General features: G+C 67.4%; 18 protein-coding genes. 5 read left to right on the top strand and 13 right to left on the bottom strand.

From position 1 onward, the window contains the following. Positions 1-71 precede the first annotated feature (71 nt). The gene (locus ACNQR1_RS04140; RefSeq protein WP_418050269.1) at positions 72-1,016 is read left to right on the top strand and encodes a prephenate dehydrogenase; all 945 of its coding nucleotides are present in this window, start codon (positions 72-74) and stop codon (positions 1,014-1,016) included. On the opposite strand, the gene ACNQR1_RS04135 is transcribed toward ACNQR1_RS04140, so the two are convergent. The 5 genes from ACNQR1_RS04135 to ACNQR1_RS04115 are packed head-to-tail and all read right to left on the bottom strand — an operon-like array spanning position 979 to position 5,025. Continuing rightward, a complete protein-coding gene (locus tag ACNQR1_RS04135) occupies positions 979-1,566 on the bottom strand; it encodes a putative glycolipid-binding domain-containing protein (protein WP_418044275.1) in 588 nt (195 codons plus the stop codon). The two genes, ACNQR1_RS04140 and ACNQR1_RS04135, sit on opposite strands and share 38 nt — an antisense overlap. Continuing rightward, the gene (locus ACNQR1_RS04130; protein WP_418044273.1) at positions 1,563-2,345 is read right to left on the bottom strand and encodes an ABC transporter permease; all 783 of its coding nucleotides are present in this window, start codon (positions 2,343-2,345) and stop codon (positions 1,563-1,565) included. The genes ACNQR1_RS04135 and ACNQR1_RS04130 overlap by 4 nt, the downstream gene beginning before the upstream one ends. Further along, positions 2,342-3,004 carry an ABC transporter permease gene (locus ACNQR1_RS04125; protein ID WP_418044271.1) on the bottom strand — a complete coding sequence of 221 codons (663 nt, stop codon included), beginning with the start codon at positions 3,002-3,004 and terminating at the stop codon, positions 2,342-2,344. Before ACNQR1_RS04125 ends, ACNQR1_RS04130 begins: the two co-directional genes overlap by 4 nt. 3 nt (positions 3,005-3,007) lie before the next feature. Further along, on the bottom strand, positions 3,008-4,114 hold the full coding sequence (locus ACNQR1_RS04120; protein ID WP_418044270.1) for an ABC transporter ATP-binding protein: 1,107 nt from the start codon (positions 4,112-4,114) through the stop codon (positions 3,008-3,010). Beyond that, complete coding sequence (locus ACNQR1_RS04115) at positions 4,111-5,025, bottom strand: ABC transporter substrate-binding protein (RefSeq protein WP_418050268.1); 915 nt, start codon at positions 5,023-5,025, stop codon at positions 4,111-4,113. The genes ACNQR1_RS04120 and ACNQR1_RS04115 overlap by 4 nt, the downstream gene beginning before the upstream one ends. 153 nt (positions 5,026-5,178) lie before the next feature. On the opposite strand from ACNQR1_RS04115, the gene ACNQR1_RS04110 reads away from it, so the two are divergent. Beyond that, a complete protein-coding gene (locus ACNQR1_RS04110; protein WP_418044268.1) occupies positions 5,179-5,574 on the top strand; it encodes a LapA family protein in 396 nt (131 codons plus the stop codon). 4 nt (positions 5,575-5,578) lie between these two features. Here ACNQR1_RS04110 and ACNQR1_RS04105 read toward each other — a convergent pair whose 3' ends face one another. Both ACNQR1_RS04105 and ACNQR1_RS04100 read right to left on the bottom strand, forming a co-directional pair. Continuing rightward, positions 5,579-6,601 carry a phosphotransferase family protein gene (locus ACNQR1_RS04105; protein ID WP_418044266.1) on the bottom strand — a complete coding sequence of 341 codons (1,023 nt, stop codon included), beginning with the start codon at positions 6,599-6,601 and terminating at the stop codon, positions 5,579-5,581. A gap of 9 nt (positions 6,602-6,610) precedes the next feature. Further along, positions 6,611-7,219, bottom strand: coding sequence for a histidine phosphatase family protein (locus ACNQR1_RS04100; RefSeq protein WP_418044264.1), 609 nt, complete (start codon positions 7,217-7,219; stop codon positions 6,611-6,613). Between the two features lie 48 nt (positions 7,220-7,267). Between ACNQR1_RS04100 and ACNQR1_RS04095 the strand changes: the two genes are divergently transcribed. Together ACNQR1_RS04095 and ACNQR1_RS04090 are read left to right on the top strand one after the other, a co-directional pair. Next, positions 7,268-8,023: an SDR family NAD(P)-dependent oxidoreductase gene (locus tag ACNQR1_RS04095; RefSeq protein ID WP_418044262.1), complete on the top strand. Its 756-nt coding sequence runs from the start codon at positions 7,268-7,270 to the stop codon at positions 8,021-8,023. 66 nt (positions 8,024-8,089) lie between these two features. Beyond that, positions 8,090-8,824, top strand: coding sequence for a GntR family transcriptional regulator (locus tag ACNQR1_RS04090; RefSeq protein ID WP_418044260.1), 735 nt, complete (start codon positions 8,090-8,092; stop codon positions 8,822-8,824). 5 nt (positions 8,825-8,829) lie between these two features. Here the strand turns inward: ACNQR1_RS04090 and ACNQR1_RS04085 are convergent, their stop codons facing one another. The 6 genes from ACNQR1_RS04085 to ACNQR1_RS04060 all read right to left on the bottom strand — a co-directional run bounded on the left by ACNQR1_RS04085 (position 8,830) and on the right by ACNQR1_RS04060 (position 15,962). Next, complete coding sequence (locus ACNQR1_RS04085) at positions 8,830-10,164, bottom strand: MFS transporter (protein ID WP_418044258.1); 1,335 nt, start codon at positions 10,162-10,164, stop codon at positions 8,830-8,832. Positions 10,165-10,347: 183 nt separating this feature from the next. Next, complete coding sequence (locus ACNQR1_RS04080) at positions 10,348-11,046, bottom strand: phosphonatase-like hydrolase (RefSeq protein ID WP_418044256.1); 699 nt, start codon at positions 11,044-11,046, stop codon at positions 10,348-10,350. Between the two features lie 26 nt (positions 11,047-11,072). After that, a complete protein-coding gene (locus ACNQR1_RS04075; protein WP_418044254.1) occupies positions 11,073-12,212 on the bottom strand; it encodes a TIGR03364 family FAD-dependent oxidoreductase in 1,140 nt (379 codons plus the stop codon). An 88-nt stretch (positions 12,213-12,300) separates the two neighbouring features. Beyond that, on the bottom strand, positions 12,301-14,178 hold the full coding sequence (locus ACNQR1_RS04070) for an alkyl/aryl-sulfatase (protein WP_418044252.1): 1,878 nt from the start codon (positions 14,176-14,178) through the stop codon (positions 12,301-12,303). Positions 14,179-14,196: 18 nt separating this feature from the next. Continuing rightward, complete coding sequence (locus ACNQR1_RS04065) at positions 14,197-15,096, bottom strand: NAD(P)-dependent oxidoreductase (protein ID WP_418044250.1); 900 nt, start codon at positions 15,094-15,096, stop codon at positions 14,197-14,199. Next, a complete protein-coding gene (locus ACNQR1_RS04060) occupies positions 15,093-15,962 on the bottom strand; it encodes an NAD(P)-dependent oxidoreductase (RefSeq protein ID WP_418044248.1) in 870 nt (289 codons plus the stop codon). Before ACNQR1_RS04060 ends, ACNQR1_RS04065 begins: the two co-directional genes overlap by 4 nt. Before the next feature lie 103 nt (positions 15,963-16,065). Here ACNQR1_RS04060 and ACNQR1_RS04055 point away from each other — a divergent pair, with 103 nt between their 5' ends. Then, entirely contained in the window at positions 16,066-16,404 is a 339-nt protein-coding gene (locus ACNQR1_RS04055; RefSeq protein ID WP_418044246.1) for a winged helix-turn-helix transcriptional regulator, read from the top strand. Positions 16,405-16,407: the final 3 nt, after the last annotated feature.

Here is a 16,407-nt window from a genome sequence, read left to right as displayed (position 1 = left end):
AATTTTGACAGGGATCACCCTCGGCCCCGGCGTAGCCGGTATGCCAATCTTGAACCGTGACGAACACACCGGTGTGCGTGCTGGGCCTTGGCCTGATCGGCGGCTCGCTGATGCGTGCCGCCGCCGGGGCCGGCCGCGAGGTATTCGGCTACAACCGGTCGGTCGAGGCCGTCGCGGCCGCAAAGTTCGACGGGTACGACGCCACGGAGAATCTCGACGAGGCGCTGAGCCGGGCCGCCGACCGCGAAGCACTGATCGTGCTGGCCGTGCCTATGCCTGCCCTGCCGCAGATGCTCGACCACATCCGCAACATCGCCCCCCTGTGCCCGCTCACCGACGTCACCAGCGTCAAAGGCGCAGTGCTGGAAGAAGTCGGCAACTTCGGGTTGCTGCAGAATTTCGTCGGCGGCCATCCGATGGCGGGCACCGCCCACTCGGGCTGGTCGGCCGGTGACGCCGCACTGTTCACCGGCGCGGCCTGGGTGGTCAGTGTGGACGATCACGTCGATCCGCGGGTCTGGTCGCTGGTCACGCAGCTGGCCCTGGACTGCCGCGCGGTCGTGGTGCCGGCCCGCTCCGATGAGCACGACGCCGCCGCAGCGGCCATCTCGCACCTGCCGCACCTGTTCGCCGAAACCCTGGCCGTCATCGCCGGCGAGGTGCCGCTGGCCTTCGCTCTGGCGGCCGGGTCGTTCCGGGACGGCACCCGTGTGGCGGCCACCGCGCCGGACCTGGTGCGGGCCATGTGTGAGGCCAATTCCGACCAACTGCTGCCCGCGCTGGAGCAGGCCATCAAATTGCTGAACCGCGCCAAGAAGACACTGGCGGCCACGGGCTCGGTGGCCGAGCTGGTCGAGACCGGTCATGCCGCGCGAATGCGCTACGACAGCTTCAGCCGTCCCGAGATCATCACCACAGTGGTGGGCACGGACAACTGGCGGGCCGAGCTGGCCGCTGCCGGACGAGCCGGCGGGGTGATCAGATCCGCTCTGCCAGTCCTGGGTAATCAAGGATGAAGCCGTCGGAGTCGACGGTGATCGAGGTGTCTGCGACCGGCGAGCGCAGCTTCACCGGGGCCCCCGGGCCCGAACTGGTGTAGCTGATGTTGGCGGTCTCCACCGAGAATTCCGGCAGCCGCACGTAGACGACCGGCAGGGTCACCGACTCGGCCCGCTGATGCAGGCCGGTCCGCCGGATCGGCAGGGCGTTGAAGAACGGGCTGAACACGACGTCGACATCGAGCGCGCCGCCGAAGTCCGAGCGCTTGGTCTGAGTGTGGTCCTGCACCAGCCACATGTTCTCCTCATCGCGGGCGATGGAGAGCTGGCGTTCCCGCTCGGCCAGGGTGACGGTGAGCGACAGCCGCTTGGTGGCACCCGTCTCGTCGGTGACCAGGTCGTAGGACGCCGAGAACGCCGGGTGGGATTCGGTGGCGGCGGCCACGATCCGGCCATAGGCCTTGATCCGGTTGCCCGACAGCTGAACCCGCACGGACTCCATCCGGGGTTCATCGTGCGCCCGCCACGTCAACACCGCCGGCCAGACGCGATCCTTCTCGTCGCTCACCCGTCTACCGTATGCGACGAGACTCGGCCTTCGTAGCCGAGTCCGGAACTCCCCCGGGCAGGTGACTCGAGAGCCACCTCGTCACCGAGCAACGGCTGCGGAATCCGTCGCCGGCCGCTCAACCGGCCACTACCGGGCATCGACAACCACACCGCGAACGCCAGTGCGGCGTCCAGGATCAAGGCCAACGCCGTGACCATGAGCGCGCCCACCAAGGCGATGTGGAACTGGCGCACCTTGATGCCGTCGATCAGATACCGGCCCAGCCCGCCGAGGCTGGCGTAGGCGGCGACCGTCGCCGTCGCCACGATCTGCAACGTCGCGGTGCGCAGCCCGCCAACGATCAACGGCAGCGCGTTGGGCACCTCGACCCCGAACAGCACGCGCCGCTCGGTCATGCCCATCGAGCGGGCCGCGTCGACCACGGCGGCGTCCACGTTCGCGATGCCGGCATAGGTCCCGGCCAACAGCGGCGGGATACCCAGCAGCATCAGCGCGACCGTCGGCGGCACCAGGCCCAGCCCCCACAACAGCACGCCGAGCAGCAGCACCCCGAGGGTGGGCAGGGCGCGCAATGCGTTGACCCCAGTGACGACAAGGAAGGTGCCGCGTCCGGTGTGCCCGATGAGCAGGCCGACCGGAATCGCGATGACCGCGGAGGCCACCACTGCGACGACGGTGTACTGCAGGTGCTCGACGATGCGGGCGGCCAGGCCGGCGGGCCCGCCCCAGTTGGCGGCGGTGAAGATGAAGTCCAGTGCCTGCTGCAGGAAGTTCATGCGGCCGCCTTGACCCGTTGGCGTCGCGGCGTGCGATTCCACGGCGTGATCGCCCTGCCGGCCAACATGATCAGGCTGTCGATGACGACGGCCAGCACGAAGATCGCGATGATCCCGGCGATGATCTGGTCGCTCTTGTTGGACTGATAGCCCTCGGTGAACCAGGTGCCCAGGCCGCCGATACCGATCACCGAACCCACCGACACCATCGAGATGTTGGTGACCGCCACCACGCGCAGACCCGCCACCAGCACCGGGATCGCCAGCGGAAGTTCGACCTTGAGCATCCGCACCAGCGGCCGGTAGCCGATCGCCGTCGCCGCGTCGCGCACCTGTTCGGGCACCGCGTCGAGCGCCTCGGGCACTGCGCGCACCAACAGTGCCGTGGTGTAAAGAGTCAGCGCCACAATGACATTGGCCTCATCCAGGATGCGGGTCGGGATGATCAGCGGCAGCACCACGAACAGCGCGAGCGACGGGATGGTGAAGATGATGCTCGCGGTGAGGGTGGTCATCCGGCGCAGCGCGGTGGTGCGCTGCACCGCGGCCCCCAACGGGACGGCGATCAGCAGCCCCAACACGATCGGCACCAACGACAACCGCAGGTGCACGACCGTCAGCACCCACAGGTCGTCGAGGTGGTTGAGCAGGTATCGCATGAGCTACCCCAGCTCCGGGACGCGGCGCTGCTCCTTGAGTGCCTCGAGCACGTCGTCGGCGCGCACGCCCCCGACGAGCGTGCCGTCCTCGTCGACCGCCACGCCGAGCCCACTCGGCGAGGACAGCGCGGAGTCCAGCGCCTGCCGCAGGTTGCCGTCGGGCGGAAAGAACGAGCCGCCGCCGATGGTGCTGTCGTAGAGCGCGTTGCCCTTGCGATGCACCTCCACCCCCTCGGCGTTGATCCACGCGAACGGCGTGCCGGACTTGATGACGAGCCGCCACTCCCCCGGGCTCAGGTTCAGCGCGTCGATGTCGTCCTCGTCGACGTGTTCGATCTCGTGCAGGGGCAGCCCGCTGGCGTGAAAGAACTGCAGCCCGCGGTAACCGCGGTCGGCACCGACGAATCCCGACACGAGTTCGTTGGCCGGATTCGACAGGACGAAAGCGGGGTCGGCGTATTGCAGTAGCGCCCCGCCGCGGCCGAACACCGCGACCTTGTCGCCGAGCTTGACCGCCTCGTCGATGTCGTGCGTGACGAACACGATGGTCTTGCGCAGTTCGCTTTGCAATCGCAGGATCTCGGCCTGCAGATCTTCGCGCACCACCGGGTCGACCGCGCTGAACGGCTCGTCCATCAACAGGATCGGCGGGTCTGCGGCCAACGCGCGGGCCACCCCGACCCGCTGCTGTTGCCCGCCGGACAGCTGCGCCGGATAGCGGTCGGCCAGCTTCGGGTCGAGCCCTACGCGTTCCATCACCCCGATCGCGGCCTTGCGGGCACTGCGCCGGGATTCGCCCCGCAACACCGGCACCGTCGCGACGTTGTCGACCACCCGCAGATGCGGCATCAGCCCGGCACTCTGGATGACGTAGCCGATGCCGAGCCGCAGCTTGACCGGATCGACGGTGCTGATGTCGTCCCCGTTGACCGTGAGGGTGCCCGAGGTGGGATCGATCATCCGGTTGATCATCCGCATCGAGGTGGTCTTGCCACAGCCCGACGGACCGACGAACACCGTCAGCGTGCCCTGTGGCACTTCCAGATTGAGGTTGTCGACGGCAACCGTACCGTCGGGATACTGCTTGGTGACGTTCTCGAAGGTGATCATCGCGTCACCGGCTTGTCGAATCCGTTGTCCCTGACCCATTTTTCGGCCGCCTCGTCGGGGTCGACGCCGGCGTTGCCCTCCACCGCGGTGTTCAACTCGATGAGGGCTTCCGTGGTGAGTTTGGCCGACACCGCATCGAGCACGGTCTTGAGTTCGTCCGACATCTTCTGCGAGGCCACCAGTGGAACCACATTGGCGGCCAGGAAGACGTTCTTGGGATCCTCCAGCGGCACCAGGTGGAACTGCTCGATCGCCGGTGACGTGCTGAAGATGTTCGCGGCGGTGACGGCGCCGCTGTTCAGCGCCTGCACGGTCGCCGGGCCGCCACCGTCACTGATGGCGACGAAGTTGACCGGTGCGATGTCCAGGCCGTACCGGGACTTCAGGCCGACCAGCCCGGTCTGACGGGTCTGAAACTCCGATGGTGCACCGACTTTCACCTCGGCCGAATGCGCGGCCAGATCGGCGACGGTCTTGAGGTTCCACCGCTGGGCGGTCTCGGCGGTGACCGCGAGGGTGTCCTTGTCCTCGGCCGGTGAGGGATACAGGATCGACAGGTCCCCCGGCAGGGCCTTGAACAGCGCGATCAACACTTCGTCCGGTGTGGTGGCAGTGGCTTCCGCGTCGAAGTACTGCAGCAGGTTTCCGGTGTACTCCGGGATCAGATCGATCGAGTGATCCTGCACCGCAGGCACATACGTCTCGCGGCTGCCGATGCCGAACTGCCTGCGGATCTGAAAGTCATTGGCCTCCAGAGCCTGGGCATAGATCTCGGCGATGATCTTGGACTCCGGGAAGTCGGCGGAGCCGACGGTGATCGATTTCAGGTCACCCGAGATGGGTCCACCGCCCAGCGGATTGGAGCTTCCGCAGGCCACCGCCAGCGGCACGATCAGGGCGAGCAGGGTCATCGCGATTGCCAGGGGTCTGCGCTGCACAGGCGCGTCCTTTCGGCGACGGCGGCCGGACTTTCAGCCTCCCCGACCCTAACGGCACACCCGACATGCCGCCGCGCTTTACCTCATGGTGTTTGCTTTGAGGCCTTGACGGGCAAAGATGTCAGTATGACCAGCGATCCGTCTGCATCGCCCGATTTGCCTGAGCCGACGCCGCATGTGCCGGTGACACCGACTCCCGACCCAGGCAAAGTCCCCGATGCCGGCAAGTCCCCCGCCAAGTCGGGTAAGGCCGCCGAGCCCAAACTGACCCGCGCCGGCGCACTGTGGTCAGCATTGATCCTGGGTTTCCTGGTGCTGATCGTGCTGCTGATCTTCATCGCCCAGAACACCGAACCGGTCCCGATGACGTTCCTGGCCTGGCACTGGTCGCTGCCAACGGGCGTGGCCATCCTGGGTGCCGCGGTGGCCGGCGGGCTGCTGACCGTCGCGGCCGGATCGGCCCGGATCTTCCAGCTGCGCCGCACCGCCAAGAAGAATTTCAAGGCCGCTCAGCGCAGCTGACGCGTCAGCTGATGGCGCGCAGGCCCGAGGCGATCGCCGGAGCGACCGCGGCACCGACGCTCGTGCCGCCCGGCGCCTCGGAACCCTGGCGGGCACGGAAGTCGATACCGGCGGCGATGATGGCGGCCTTGAAGTAGGCCAGCGCCATGTAGAAGTCCCAGTGTGCGAGTTCCTGGCCGGACTGCACCGAATAGCGGTTGGCCAGATCGTCGGCCGACGGCATCTGCGGTGAACTCCACGCCGCTTCCATGCTCAGGATCAGGTTGAACATGGGATCGCGGTACACGCACATCAGCGCGGCGTCGCTCAGCGGGTCGCCCAGCGTCGAGAGCTCCCAGTCCAGCACCGCGAGGACCTTCGTCGGGTCCTGTGCATCCAGGATGGTGTTGTCGATGCGGTAGTCGCCGTGCACGATCGAGTTGCGGCTCTGCGCCGGAACCGAATCCGCCAGCGCCTGATGCAGACGCTTGACGTCGTCGTCGCGGGGATCGTCGGGCAGCCGGACCAGGTCCCACTGCGAGCCCCAGCGGCGCACCTGGCGCTCCAGGTAGCCCGCGGGCTTGCCGAAGTCGCCGAGACCGACCGCCTCGGGGTCCACCGCGTGCAGGTCGGCCAGCACATGGATCAGTGCGTCGACGCTGTTGCTGATCACCTGCTCGTCACCGAGCGCGGCGAGCTCGTCGGCGCTGCGGACCACCTGCCCCTCGACGTTCTCGACCATCTGGAACGGCGCGCCCAGCACCGAGTCGTCGTTGCTCATCGTCACCGCACGGGCGACGGGCACCGCGGTGCCTGCCAGCGCTGCGACCACCTTGTACTCGCGGGCCATGTCGTGCGCGGACGGGGTCAGACCGTGCAGCGGCGGACGCCGCAGCACCCACGCCGACGCGTCGTCGCGCACCCGGAAGGTCAGGTTGGAACGGCCACCGGCGATCAGTTCGGCCCGGAGCTCACCGTTGCGGGCGACACCCTCCGAACGCAGGTGCCGGTCCAGGGCGGTGAGGTCGAGACCCTCCAGATTTGTCACCGTCACTGTTTACCACCGGACATTTCTCGGCAGCAGGTCCCATACATGTTCGGTGCCGTTGACCGAGGCGACGGCCAGCTTGCCCGAGCGGGACGACAGCAGCCGGGTGACCGATGCGTAGTCGACGTGGAAGGACAGCAGCCGCTGGGTCTGCAGGATCTGGTGCAGCAGCACGTTGATCACCCCGCCGTGGCTGAACACAGCGACGGTCCCGTCATGGTCACCGGCGTCCACCAGGTCCTCGACCGCCGCACTGATCCGGGCCATGAACGCGTTCTCGTCCACGCTGCTGGGCAGGTGGCCGTTCACCAGCCGCGCCAGTTCCTCGGGGTTCTCCTTGGCGATCTCCTCGATCGGCACGTAGTGCGACATGTCGCGGTCGTACTCGGCGAGCCGCTCGTCGACCTCGACCTGCAGGCCCAGCTCCCTGGCAACCGGTCCCGCCGTCTGGATCGCGCGCCGCTGCGGGCTGCTGACGAGGCGGCTGACGGGGAACCGCGCCAGGGCGGCAGGCAGCCGCTCCGCCTGGGCGATGCCTTCCTCGGACAGGTCGGGATCGGACCCTTGACCGGGCTCGCTGCGCAGCGGTAAAGCATGTCGGACCAGAAGCAGTTGCACCGTGTCACCATAGGGCCGCGGTGACGAAGGGCCGGAGAGGGTCATCACATGGGATATGCCGACGAGTTGTTCGACCTCACCGACCGGGTCGTGCTGGTCACCGGCGGCAGCCGCGGACTGGGTCGCGAGATCGCGATGGGGGCCGCACGGTGCGGCGCCGACGTGGTGATCGCCAGCCGCAACCTGGAATCCTGCGAGGCCGCGGCCGAGGAGATCGCCGCGGCCACTGGTCGCGCCGCGCTGCCCTATCAGGTGCACGTGGGCCGGTGGGATCAGCTCGACGGCCTGGTTGACGCGACCTACGAGCGATTCGGCAAGGTCGACGTGCTGGTCAACAACGCGGGTATGTCACCGCTGTACGAGTCACTGGGCTCGGTCACCGAGAAACTTTTCGACTCGGTCTTCAACCTGAATCTCAAAGGGCCGTTCCGGCTTTCGGCCCTGCTCGGTGAGCGCATGGCGGCTGCCGGCGGCGGCGCGATCATCAACGTCAGCTCATCCGGATCGCTGCGCCCCGACCAGTACATGCTGCCCTACGCCGCGGCCAAGGCCGGGCTCAACGCCATGACCGAAGGACTGGCCAAGGCGTTCGCGCCGACCGTGCGGGTCAACACCCTGATGGCCGGGCCGTTTCTCACCGATGTCAGCAAGGCCTGGGACATGGCAGGCGACCCGTTCGGACACCTCGCCCTGCAAAGGGCCGGCAACCCGCCCGAGATCATCGGCGCCGCACTGTTTCTGATGTCGGATGCGTCCAGCTTCACCACCGGGTCCATCCTGCGGGTGGACGGCGGCCTGCCCTGACCGCGGCACGGTAATGTAGCGCTCGTGGCAAACTTGTCATGACAAGCTGACCGGAAGGTGATGCCGATGGCGGGGCCCCGTTCGCGCCACGAGCACGTCGCCGCCGAACTGCGTCAGCGCATCACACGTGGGGACTACGCCATCGGGCAGCCGCTGCCCACCGAGAGTGCACTGTGCGCGGAGTTCGACGTGTCCCGTGGCCCGGTCCGCCAGGCCCTGGCCACGCTGAAGAACGAGGGCCTGATCCGGGTATCCCGCGGCAAGCCCGCGGTGGTCCGCAGCCATGACGCCACCCAGACGCTGGACACGTTCACACCGTTCACCCAGTGGGCAGAGCGCGTCGGCCGCACCGCGGGCAACCGCACCATCGAGGTGGCGCGCCGCCGCGCCTCCGAAACCGCCATCGAGGCATTGGGTTTGACGCCGGACGACTTCGTGGTCGAGGTGCTGCGCGTACGCCTGCTCGACGGCGAACCGGCGATGATCGAGCGCAGCACGTTCATCGAATCCGTTGGTTCCCTTCTGTTCGAGTTCGACACCGATTCGGGCTCGATGACCGACTACCTCGCCGGCCGCGGGGTGTACTTCGATTCCATGGAGCACGTGCTCGACGCGGTGGCGGCCGGACCGGACGACGCCGCGAATCTCGGTATCGCGCCGGGCAGTCCGCTGTTGCGGGAGCGACGTGTCTCGCGCGACCAGCACGGCGTGGTGTTCGAGTGCGCGGATGATCGCTACCGGCCCGATGTCGTCACGTTCAGCATCGTCAACGCCCGCACCAAGTTCTCCTCGGCCGAGTAGACGGATCAATCCGCGGCCGGCATCCGGTTCCAGTGCGGGATGAGCAGCAGCATGGACAGCAGTGCGGCGCCGGCGAATCCGTAGAACAGCGTCGACGTGCTCAGGTATCCGGGCAGCAGGCCGCCGAGGATCGCACCGACCGAACCGCAGCAGTTGATGAACCCGGCCGCGGTGCCGGCGTGCTTGGAAGTGCCGAAGTCCACCGCGGCGACACAGGAGATCATCGCGTCGGCGCCATAGACACTCAGGCCGATCAGGCCGAGCACCACCACCATGACCCAGGCACTGCCCGTCGCGGTGAGCGGACCGAACAGCGCGAGCACCGCCACCAGGATTGCCAGGCTGATCACGCAAGCGGGGACCCGTCGGGCACTGAACACCCGGTCAGAGATCCGGCCGAGCAGGATCGGGGCGATCACGCCTGCGACCCCGAACGCCACCGGGATGGTCACGGCCTGGAACTTGTCACCGTCCACCAGTCGCTCCGCGACGATCACCGGACCCCAGAGCAGGATCGCGTAGCGGGCCGGCTTGAGCAGGAAGTACGACGCACCAAGGGTTCTCACCATGCTGTCACCGAGCACCGCCTTCAGCGATTCCCGCCACGACGGGGTCGGTTCGGTGACCGCCTCGGCTTCGGGCGAATCATCGAGTTCCACGCCTTCCCTGGCGTCCTGGGCCGCGCGGTATTCCTCGATCGGCGGCAACCCGACGTCCTGCGGCTTGTTGCGCTGGAACAGCAGCACGAGTACGAACACCCCGACCACGATGGCGGCACCGGTGAAGAACGCCGCCCGCCACGAACCGAACACGTCGTAGGCGGCCCAGCCCAGAATCGGAGCGGCCACCAGGCCGCCGAATGCGTAGTTGGTGCTCCACAATCCGAGCACGCGGCCACGTTCGCCGATCGAGAAGAACTGGGCCATGTTGCTCAGCGTCGGAGACCAGCCGGTGGACTGGGCCAGACCCTGCACGATCATCAGCGGCAGCAGGAACACCAGGGCGGGCAGCAGGCCCATGAACACGGTGGCGATCGCCGATATCGCCAGGCCGCCGAGGATGACCACGCGCGGACCGAAGCGGTCGGAAACCTGGCCCCAGATGAACTGTCCCACCGCATAGGCCGCGAGGTAGGCGGCATCGAGGTTGGCCAGGGTGCTCTTGGTCAGATGCGTGCTCAGGATCGGGTCTTCGAGAATGCCGAGCTTGGCGACCGAGAAGGCCTGGCGGGTGAAGTAGAAGCCGGCGTAGGCGATCCAGGTGACGGCGAAGATCTGGATGCGCCAGCGCTTGTAGCGCGGAACGATCGTTGTAGGGGCGGGAATCGCGGTTTGGGTCATGAGATTGCACCTCTGGTGGGCGTGCTGCAGGCAGGCGGTGTGCTGACGGGCCGGGGCAGATTGCCGAGCGAGTGTGGCCGAACGTCAAAGGCAGGTTTCTCTTGCGAGAACGGTGCAGAGGAGGTGCGGCGGTCGGGAGGCGAGGCCTGCGACCGACCGCCGCTGGGCGTATCGGTCGGTGACCTACCGGAGGGCTGCCACCAGCGCGGGGAGATCGGCGACGCTGTCGAGGATGTGGGTGGCTCCCGCCTCGGACAGCTGAGCCCGGTTGTGGGCTCCGGTCAGTACGCCGATCGAGGCCCGCGCTCCGGCGCGCAGTCCGCTGATGACGTCCGAGGACGAGTCGCCCAGCACGATCATCGAACGCACCGAATCGGTTTCGGTCTGCATCAGCGCGGTCAGCGCCATGTCCGGGTAGGGCCGGCCCCGCACGCCCGGCGACGGGCACAGCACCACGTCCGCGAGGTCGTGCCAGCCGAGTGCGTCGATGATGGCCGACTGGGTCTCCCGGGCGAATCCGGTGGTCAGCGCGGTCTTGATACCACTGGAGCGCAAAGATGTAATGACATCTTCGGCACCGGGGATGGGGCTGCAGTTGCCCTCGGAGACCAGCTGGGCGTAGCAGCGTTCGAACTCCTTGTTCGCGGCCTGTGCCTGCTCCTCGTTGCCCTTGGCCAGGTGCCGGAAGACCACGATCTTGGACTGGCCCATGGTGTCGGAGACATAGCGCAGCATCTCCTCGCGGTCATCGTCGGTCTTCGACAGACCCGCGTGATTGTCGGCGGCCAGGAAGGACTGCTGAACCAGCCCGCTGTCCTCGACGGTGGTTCCGGCCATGTCGAACACGACGAGGCTGATCGGATCAGTTGCTTTGGTGCCCATTGGTTTATCCCTTCGAGTTGGATCGTTCAGACGGTGGCGACGAGTCGGTCCAGCGCGTTGCCGACGCTGGCGTGGGCGAGGCCCATGCTGGTGGTCATGCCGATACCGGTGGTGACGGTGACGACGTGGGTGCCCTCGACGGGCTGTTCGATGAGGAATTCCTGGCCGGGCGCAGAGGTGTACACGCCCTGCCAGCGCTCGCTGACCTCGATGTCTTTGACACCGAACAGGTTCCGGGCCTCTTCGAGGAGGACGGCGAATCCCTCCTCTGACTGGAACGGCGGGGCGTCGATGCCGCGGTAGTGGGTGTCACCGATCAGCAGTGAGCCGTCGGGCTGCGGGGTGTACATCTGGTGCAGGTCGATGGCGACGTAATCGGGGTGCTCGGCGCGCAACCGGCCGGCCACCGCCTCGGTGCTCGGGAGCCCCTCGAATCCGGAGTACCTCAGCAGCGACCACCCGGTGAACAACGGCGCGGGCAGCGCAAAGGCCAGCGGCAGCCGGGCCCGCAGCATGTGCAGCCTGCACCGCAGCAGACCGTCACGTTCGGCCAGGGCCGGGAAGAGGCGGTCGACGTCGTAGTTGACGGTGACGAACGTCGTACCCGCGCGCAGTGGTCCGCGCGAGGTGTGCACCACCCCCGGCTCGAAACCGGAAGCCGCGGTACGCCAATGGAAGTCGACGCCCTCCGATTCCAGCCACCGCGCAATGGACGGAGCGGCCGTACGTGGGTCGACCTGCAGGTCGTTCGGCAGGTACATGCCGCCGGTGACCCCGGCCGCCACCACCGGGATCTGCTCGAGGATCTGGTCGCGGCTCAGCAGCCGCACCTCGTCGTCCCCGCGCAGGGCGGCGAACTCGTCCATCACGGCGAGTTCGTCGTCGTGGCGGGCGACGCAGAAGGTGCCCGACTCGGCCGACCAGAACCCCGCCTTGCGGGACAGGTCGAGCCAGTGCCTGCGCCCGTCGCGCGCGTAGTGCCGCGCGACGCCGGACTGCGCGGTGATGCACGCGTGGCCGAAGTTCTGGACCGATGCGCCGACGACACCGTCGGCGTGATCGACAACGGCGACGCGCAGTCCCCGCTGATGCGCGTGGTAGGCGTGCGCCAGGCCGACGATGCCCGCGCCGACCACGACGACGTCGTAGCTGTGGTGATTTCCCATGCGGATACTGTGGTCCGCATCACCACAACTTGTCAATACAAGTTACGAGTTTTTACCTCGTGTCTATATATGTAAAGTTCCGTTCACCTCACGGCGTGACGATGTCGAAGTTCGGGTCGGGCCGGTCCAGCACCGCCAGCAGCGACGGCAGGGCCTCTACGTCGCCGGTGACATCCAGGCCGGGCGAGGCCGTATCCCCCGCAGCGAACGCCAGCAGTCGCAGCTTGTTCGCCAGCCTCACGGTGGCGTGCGCACTGGCCTCGTCGGCATCGGCCTCGCGGTAGACCAGCACTCCGTTGCGCAGGGTGAGCCGGTAGTTGACGGCGGTATCGACGAAGGTCACGTCGATGGCCAGGTCCAGATCCCATGAGCGCGGGCCGTTCACGTTGATCGCGAAGGTGTCGAAGATCTGCTCGGGGGTGAGCTGTCCGAGCAGCGACGGCGATGCCGAGGTGGTCGGGGTCCCGAAGTTTCCCTCCCGCAGTTCGGTGGCACCACTCAGGAAGAAATTGCGCCACGTGGCGTTCTCCGCGCCGTAGGCCAGCTGCTCGAGCACGTCGGCGTAGAGTTCGCGGGCTCGCGCGTGGGTCTCGTCAGTGAAGATCACGTGGTCGAGAAGCGTTGCCGCCCAGCGAAAATCGCCTTCTTCGAAAGCTTTCCCGGCCAGCTCGACCACACGGTCGGCTCCACCGATGGCCTCGACGTAGCGCGGGCCGAGCGCCTCTGGCGGGTGTGGCCACAAGCGCCCCGGGTTGCCGTCGAACCAGCCCATGTAGCGCTGGTAGACCGCCTTGACGTTGTGGCTCACCGAACCGTAGTAACCGTGGGCATGCCAGGCCTTCTCCAGCGCAGGTGGCAGCTGGAAGGTCTCCGCGATCTCGACCCCGGTGTAGCCCTGATTCAGCTGGCGCAACGTCTGGTCATGAAGGTAGGCGTACAGATCCCGTTGCAGCGAAAGGAATTCGACAATCTGCTCACGACCCCAGGTGGGCCAATGGTGCGAGGCGAACACCACGTCGGCACGGTCGGAGAAGGTGTCGATGGCCTCGGTGAGATAGCCCGCCCAGCCGTGCGGGTCACGTACCAGGGCACCGCGCAGGGTCAGCAGGTTGTGCAGATTGTGGGTGGCGTTCTCCGCCATGCACAGGGCCCGGAATTTCGGGAAGTAGAAGTGCATCTCGGCGGGCGCCTCGGTGCCCGGCGCCATCTGGAACTCGATCTCGATGCCGTCGATGGTGTGGGTCTCGCCGGTTTCGCGGATGTCGAGGGTCGGCACGATCAGCGCCACCTCGCCCGTTGAGCCGACCTGCCCCAGCCCGCAGCCGACCTGACCCTGCGGGCTGCGGTCCAGCGCTGCGCCGTACATATAACCGGCCCGGCGCGCCATCGCGGTGCCGGCATAGACGTTCTCCTGCACGGCGTGCTCGGTGAAGTGTTCCGGCGCGACGATGACCACCTTGCCCGCATCGACATCGGCCTGGCTGGTCACGCCCAACACGCCGCCGAAGTGGTCGACGTGGCTGTGGGTATAAATGACGGCGCTGACCGCACGATGCCCCCGGTGCGCCCGGTACAGCCCCAGCGCGGCGGCCGCAGTCTCGGTGGAGATCAGCGGATCGATGACGATGACGCCGGTATCGCCCTCGATGAAGCTGATGTTCGACAGGTCCAGGCCGCGCACCTGATAGATGCCCTCGACCACCTCGTAGAGGCCCTGTTTGGCGCACAGTTGCGACTGGCGCCACAGGCTGGGATGCACCGACGCGGGCGCATCGCCGGCCAGGAAGTCATAGGCGTCGTTGTCCCACACCACTCTTCCGTCGGCGGCCTTCACCACACAGGGTTCGAGGGCGCCGATGAAGCCCCGGTCGGCGTCCGCGAAATCCCGGGTGTCCTCGAACGGCAGATTCTTCAGATGCGCGCGGTGGGCTGTCTCGATGACTGCGTTGGGTGGCTTCTGCTCCATACCGACGAGCGTGCCACCTCAGGGTGTCGGCACGGTCACGGCTGCCGGAATGATCCGGCTGATCTCGTCGGCGCCGTGGCCGGCGGCGACCGCGGCATCCACGTAACCCCGGAACGCCTCCAGCGCGCCGGCATCCAGGCCCGCCGAAGCCGAGGCCGCGATCAGATGCCGGACCGAGGCGGCCACCGACGACACCGAGGCGCTGGCGTCGCCATGCCGGTCGGCTTCGATGCGTTCGGCGATCTCGCCGAAGACCGGCGGCAGGATCGCGGCGATGTTGCCCGCGTGCGGCAGCAGCTCGGTGGGGGCGATGCCGTGCGCGCTCGACATCGCCAGCGCGTGCACGAATCCGCTGACCGATGTCCAGAACACATCGAGCAGCGCCATGTCGAAGGCCGCGGCGCGGCCGATGTCCGCACCGACCCAGCTGACCGTCGCGAGCACATCGAGCACCGGCCGGTGGCTGTCGAAGAGATCCCGCGGTCCGGCGAGAAGAATGCTGGCGCTGGGTGTTCCGATGGTGTCGGTCGGCGTCATGATGGCGCCGTCGAGGTAGCGTCCGCCGCGCGCGGTCACCAGTTCCTCCGTGCGGCGTGCCGAATCGGGGATGTCTGAGGACAACCCCACGACCACCCGCCCCGCGATCGCGTCACCCGCGGCGTCCAGCACAGCGTCCGCGGCCGCCTGATCGACGACGTTGACCAGGACGAGATCGCCGGCCGCCACCGCCTCCGCGGGCGTATCGGCCCACACCGCACCGCGGGCACGCAACGTGTCGGCCTTGGCGGGTGTCCGATTCCACACGGTGGTGCGGTGATTCGCCGCCACCAGCGCCCCGGCGAGTGCCTGTCCCATCGGCCCGAGACCGAGCACGGTCGTGCCCACGCGCGATCCCGCTCCGCTTCTCGCTGTCGTCATGCGGCCGCCTTGATGCTCTCGATGACGCGCGCGAAGCCGTCGTCCCCAAAGCCGGCGTCGATCTGCCGGTGGATCAGCCGTTGCACGACGTCGACGATGTCGGTGCTGATCCCCTGGTCCCTGCTGGCGGCGACGATGTCACTGATGTCGGAGAAGTGCAGGCTCTGCTGGCCGGGGACGCTGTAGTCGCCGCCGTCGATGACCGTCGCGTATCCGGCGATCGCGGGCATCAGGGCCGGCAGCCACGCGGCGGTGCGGGCGGCGAACTCCTTCGCGGGCACCCCGGCGGCGCCCACCATCGCCGCGCCGTGGAAGAAACCGGCGAACATGACGTACATGGCCGACAGGAGCGCCAGGTCGTACAACGACGCCATGCCGGCGTCGTCGCCGAAGTACTCAGTGCTGCCCCAGAGTTCGAAGAGCTCGCGATGGTCCTCGAACAGCGCGGCCGAGCCGCTGTAGAGGATCGCCGCTTGCGGCGTCGCGATCATCTCCGGCGTCGCCATGATGCCGCCGTCGAGGTAGTCGGCCCCGTGGCCGGTGGCCCAGCGGGCCAGTTCGCGTGCCCCTTCCGGTGACGTCGTGGTCAGGTTCATAAGGCGGCGTCCGGCGAGCCGGTCCGCCACCGGGTCGAGAACCTCGCGCACCGAAGCCTGGTCGAACAGGCAGACCACGATCAGGTCCGCGGCGAGAGCCTCCGCCGGATCGGCTGCCGCAGTGGCACCCTCGTCGACGAGCGCGGCCGCCCGTGCCTGGGTGCGATTCCAGACGATGGTCGGATGCCCTGCCTTGATCGCGGTGCGGGCCAGCGCTGAGCCCATCTCACCCAGACCGATGAAACTGACCGAATGGCGTGTGGTTGTCATGCCACCATCGTTGAAGGGACACTGACCGCCGGACAAGTACCCACTAAAAAGTGGGATACTTACCTTTTTGAAACTATTGAGCCTGAACTGCGAGGATCCTGTCATGAGCCAGCTGGGCAAGTACACCTGTGGACTCGACGCGGCGTTCGCAGTGGTGGACGGAAAGTGGAAGCCGCTGATCCTCTGGGAGCTTCAAGAAGGCCCGAAGCGCTTCAACGCACTGCACCGCAGCCTGCCCGGGGTGTCCCAGAAAATGCTGACCCAACATCTCAAGGAACTCCAGCGTCATGGCGTGGTGCACCGGGAGAGCTACCACGAGGTGCCTCCGCGGGTGGAGTACTCCATGACGCCCGCGGGCCGGGAGCTACTCGATGCCCTTGAACCGCTGGGCGATTGGGCCACCAAGCACATCGGGCTGATCTGCGCCGGCGAGGCAAGCTAGCCG

The organism is Mycobacterium sp. 48b (assembly GCF_048282725.1).
Classification (GTDB): domain Bacteria; phylum Actinomycetota; class Actinomycetes; order Mycobacteriales; family Mycobacteriaceae; genus Mycobacterium.
This window is presented reverse-complemented; position numbering and strand designations above follow the sequence as displayed.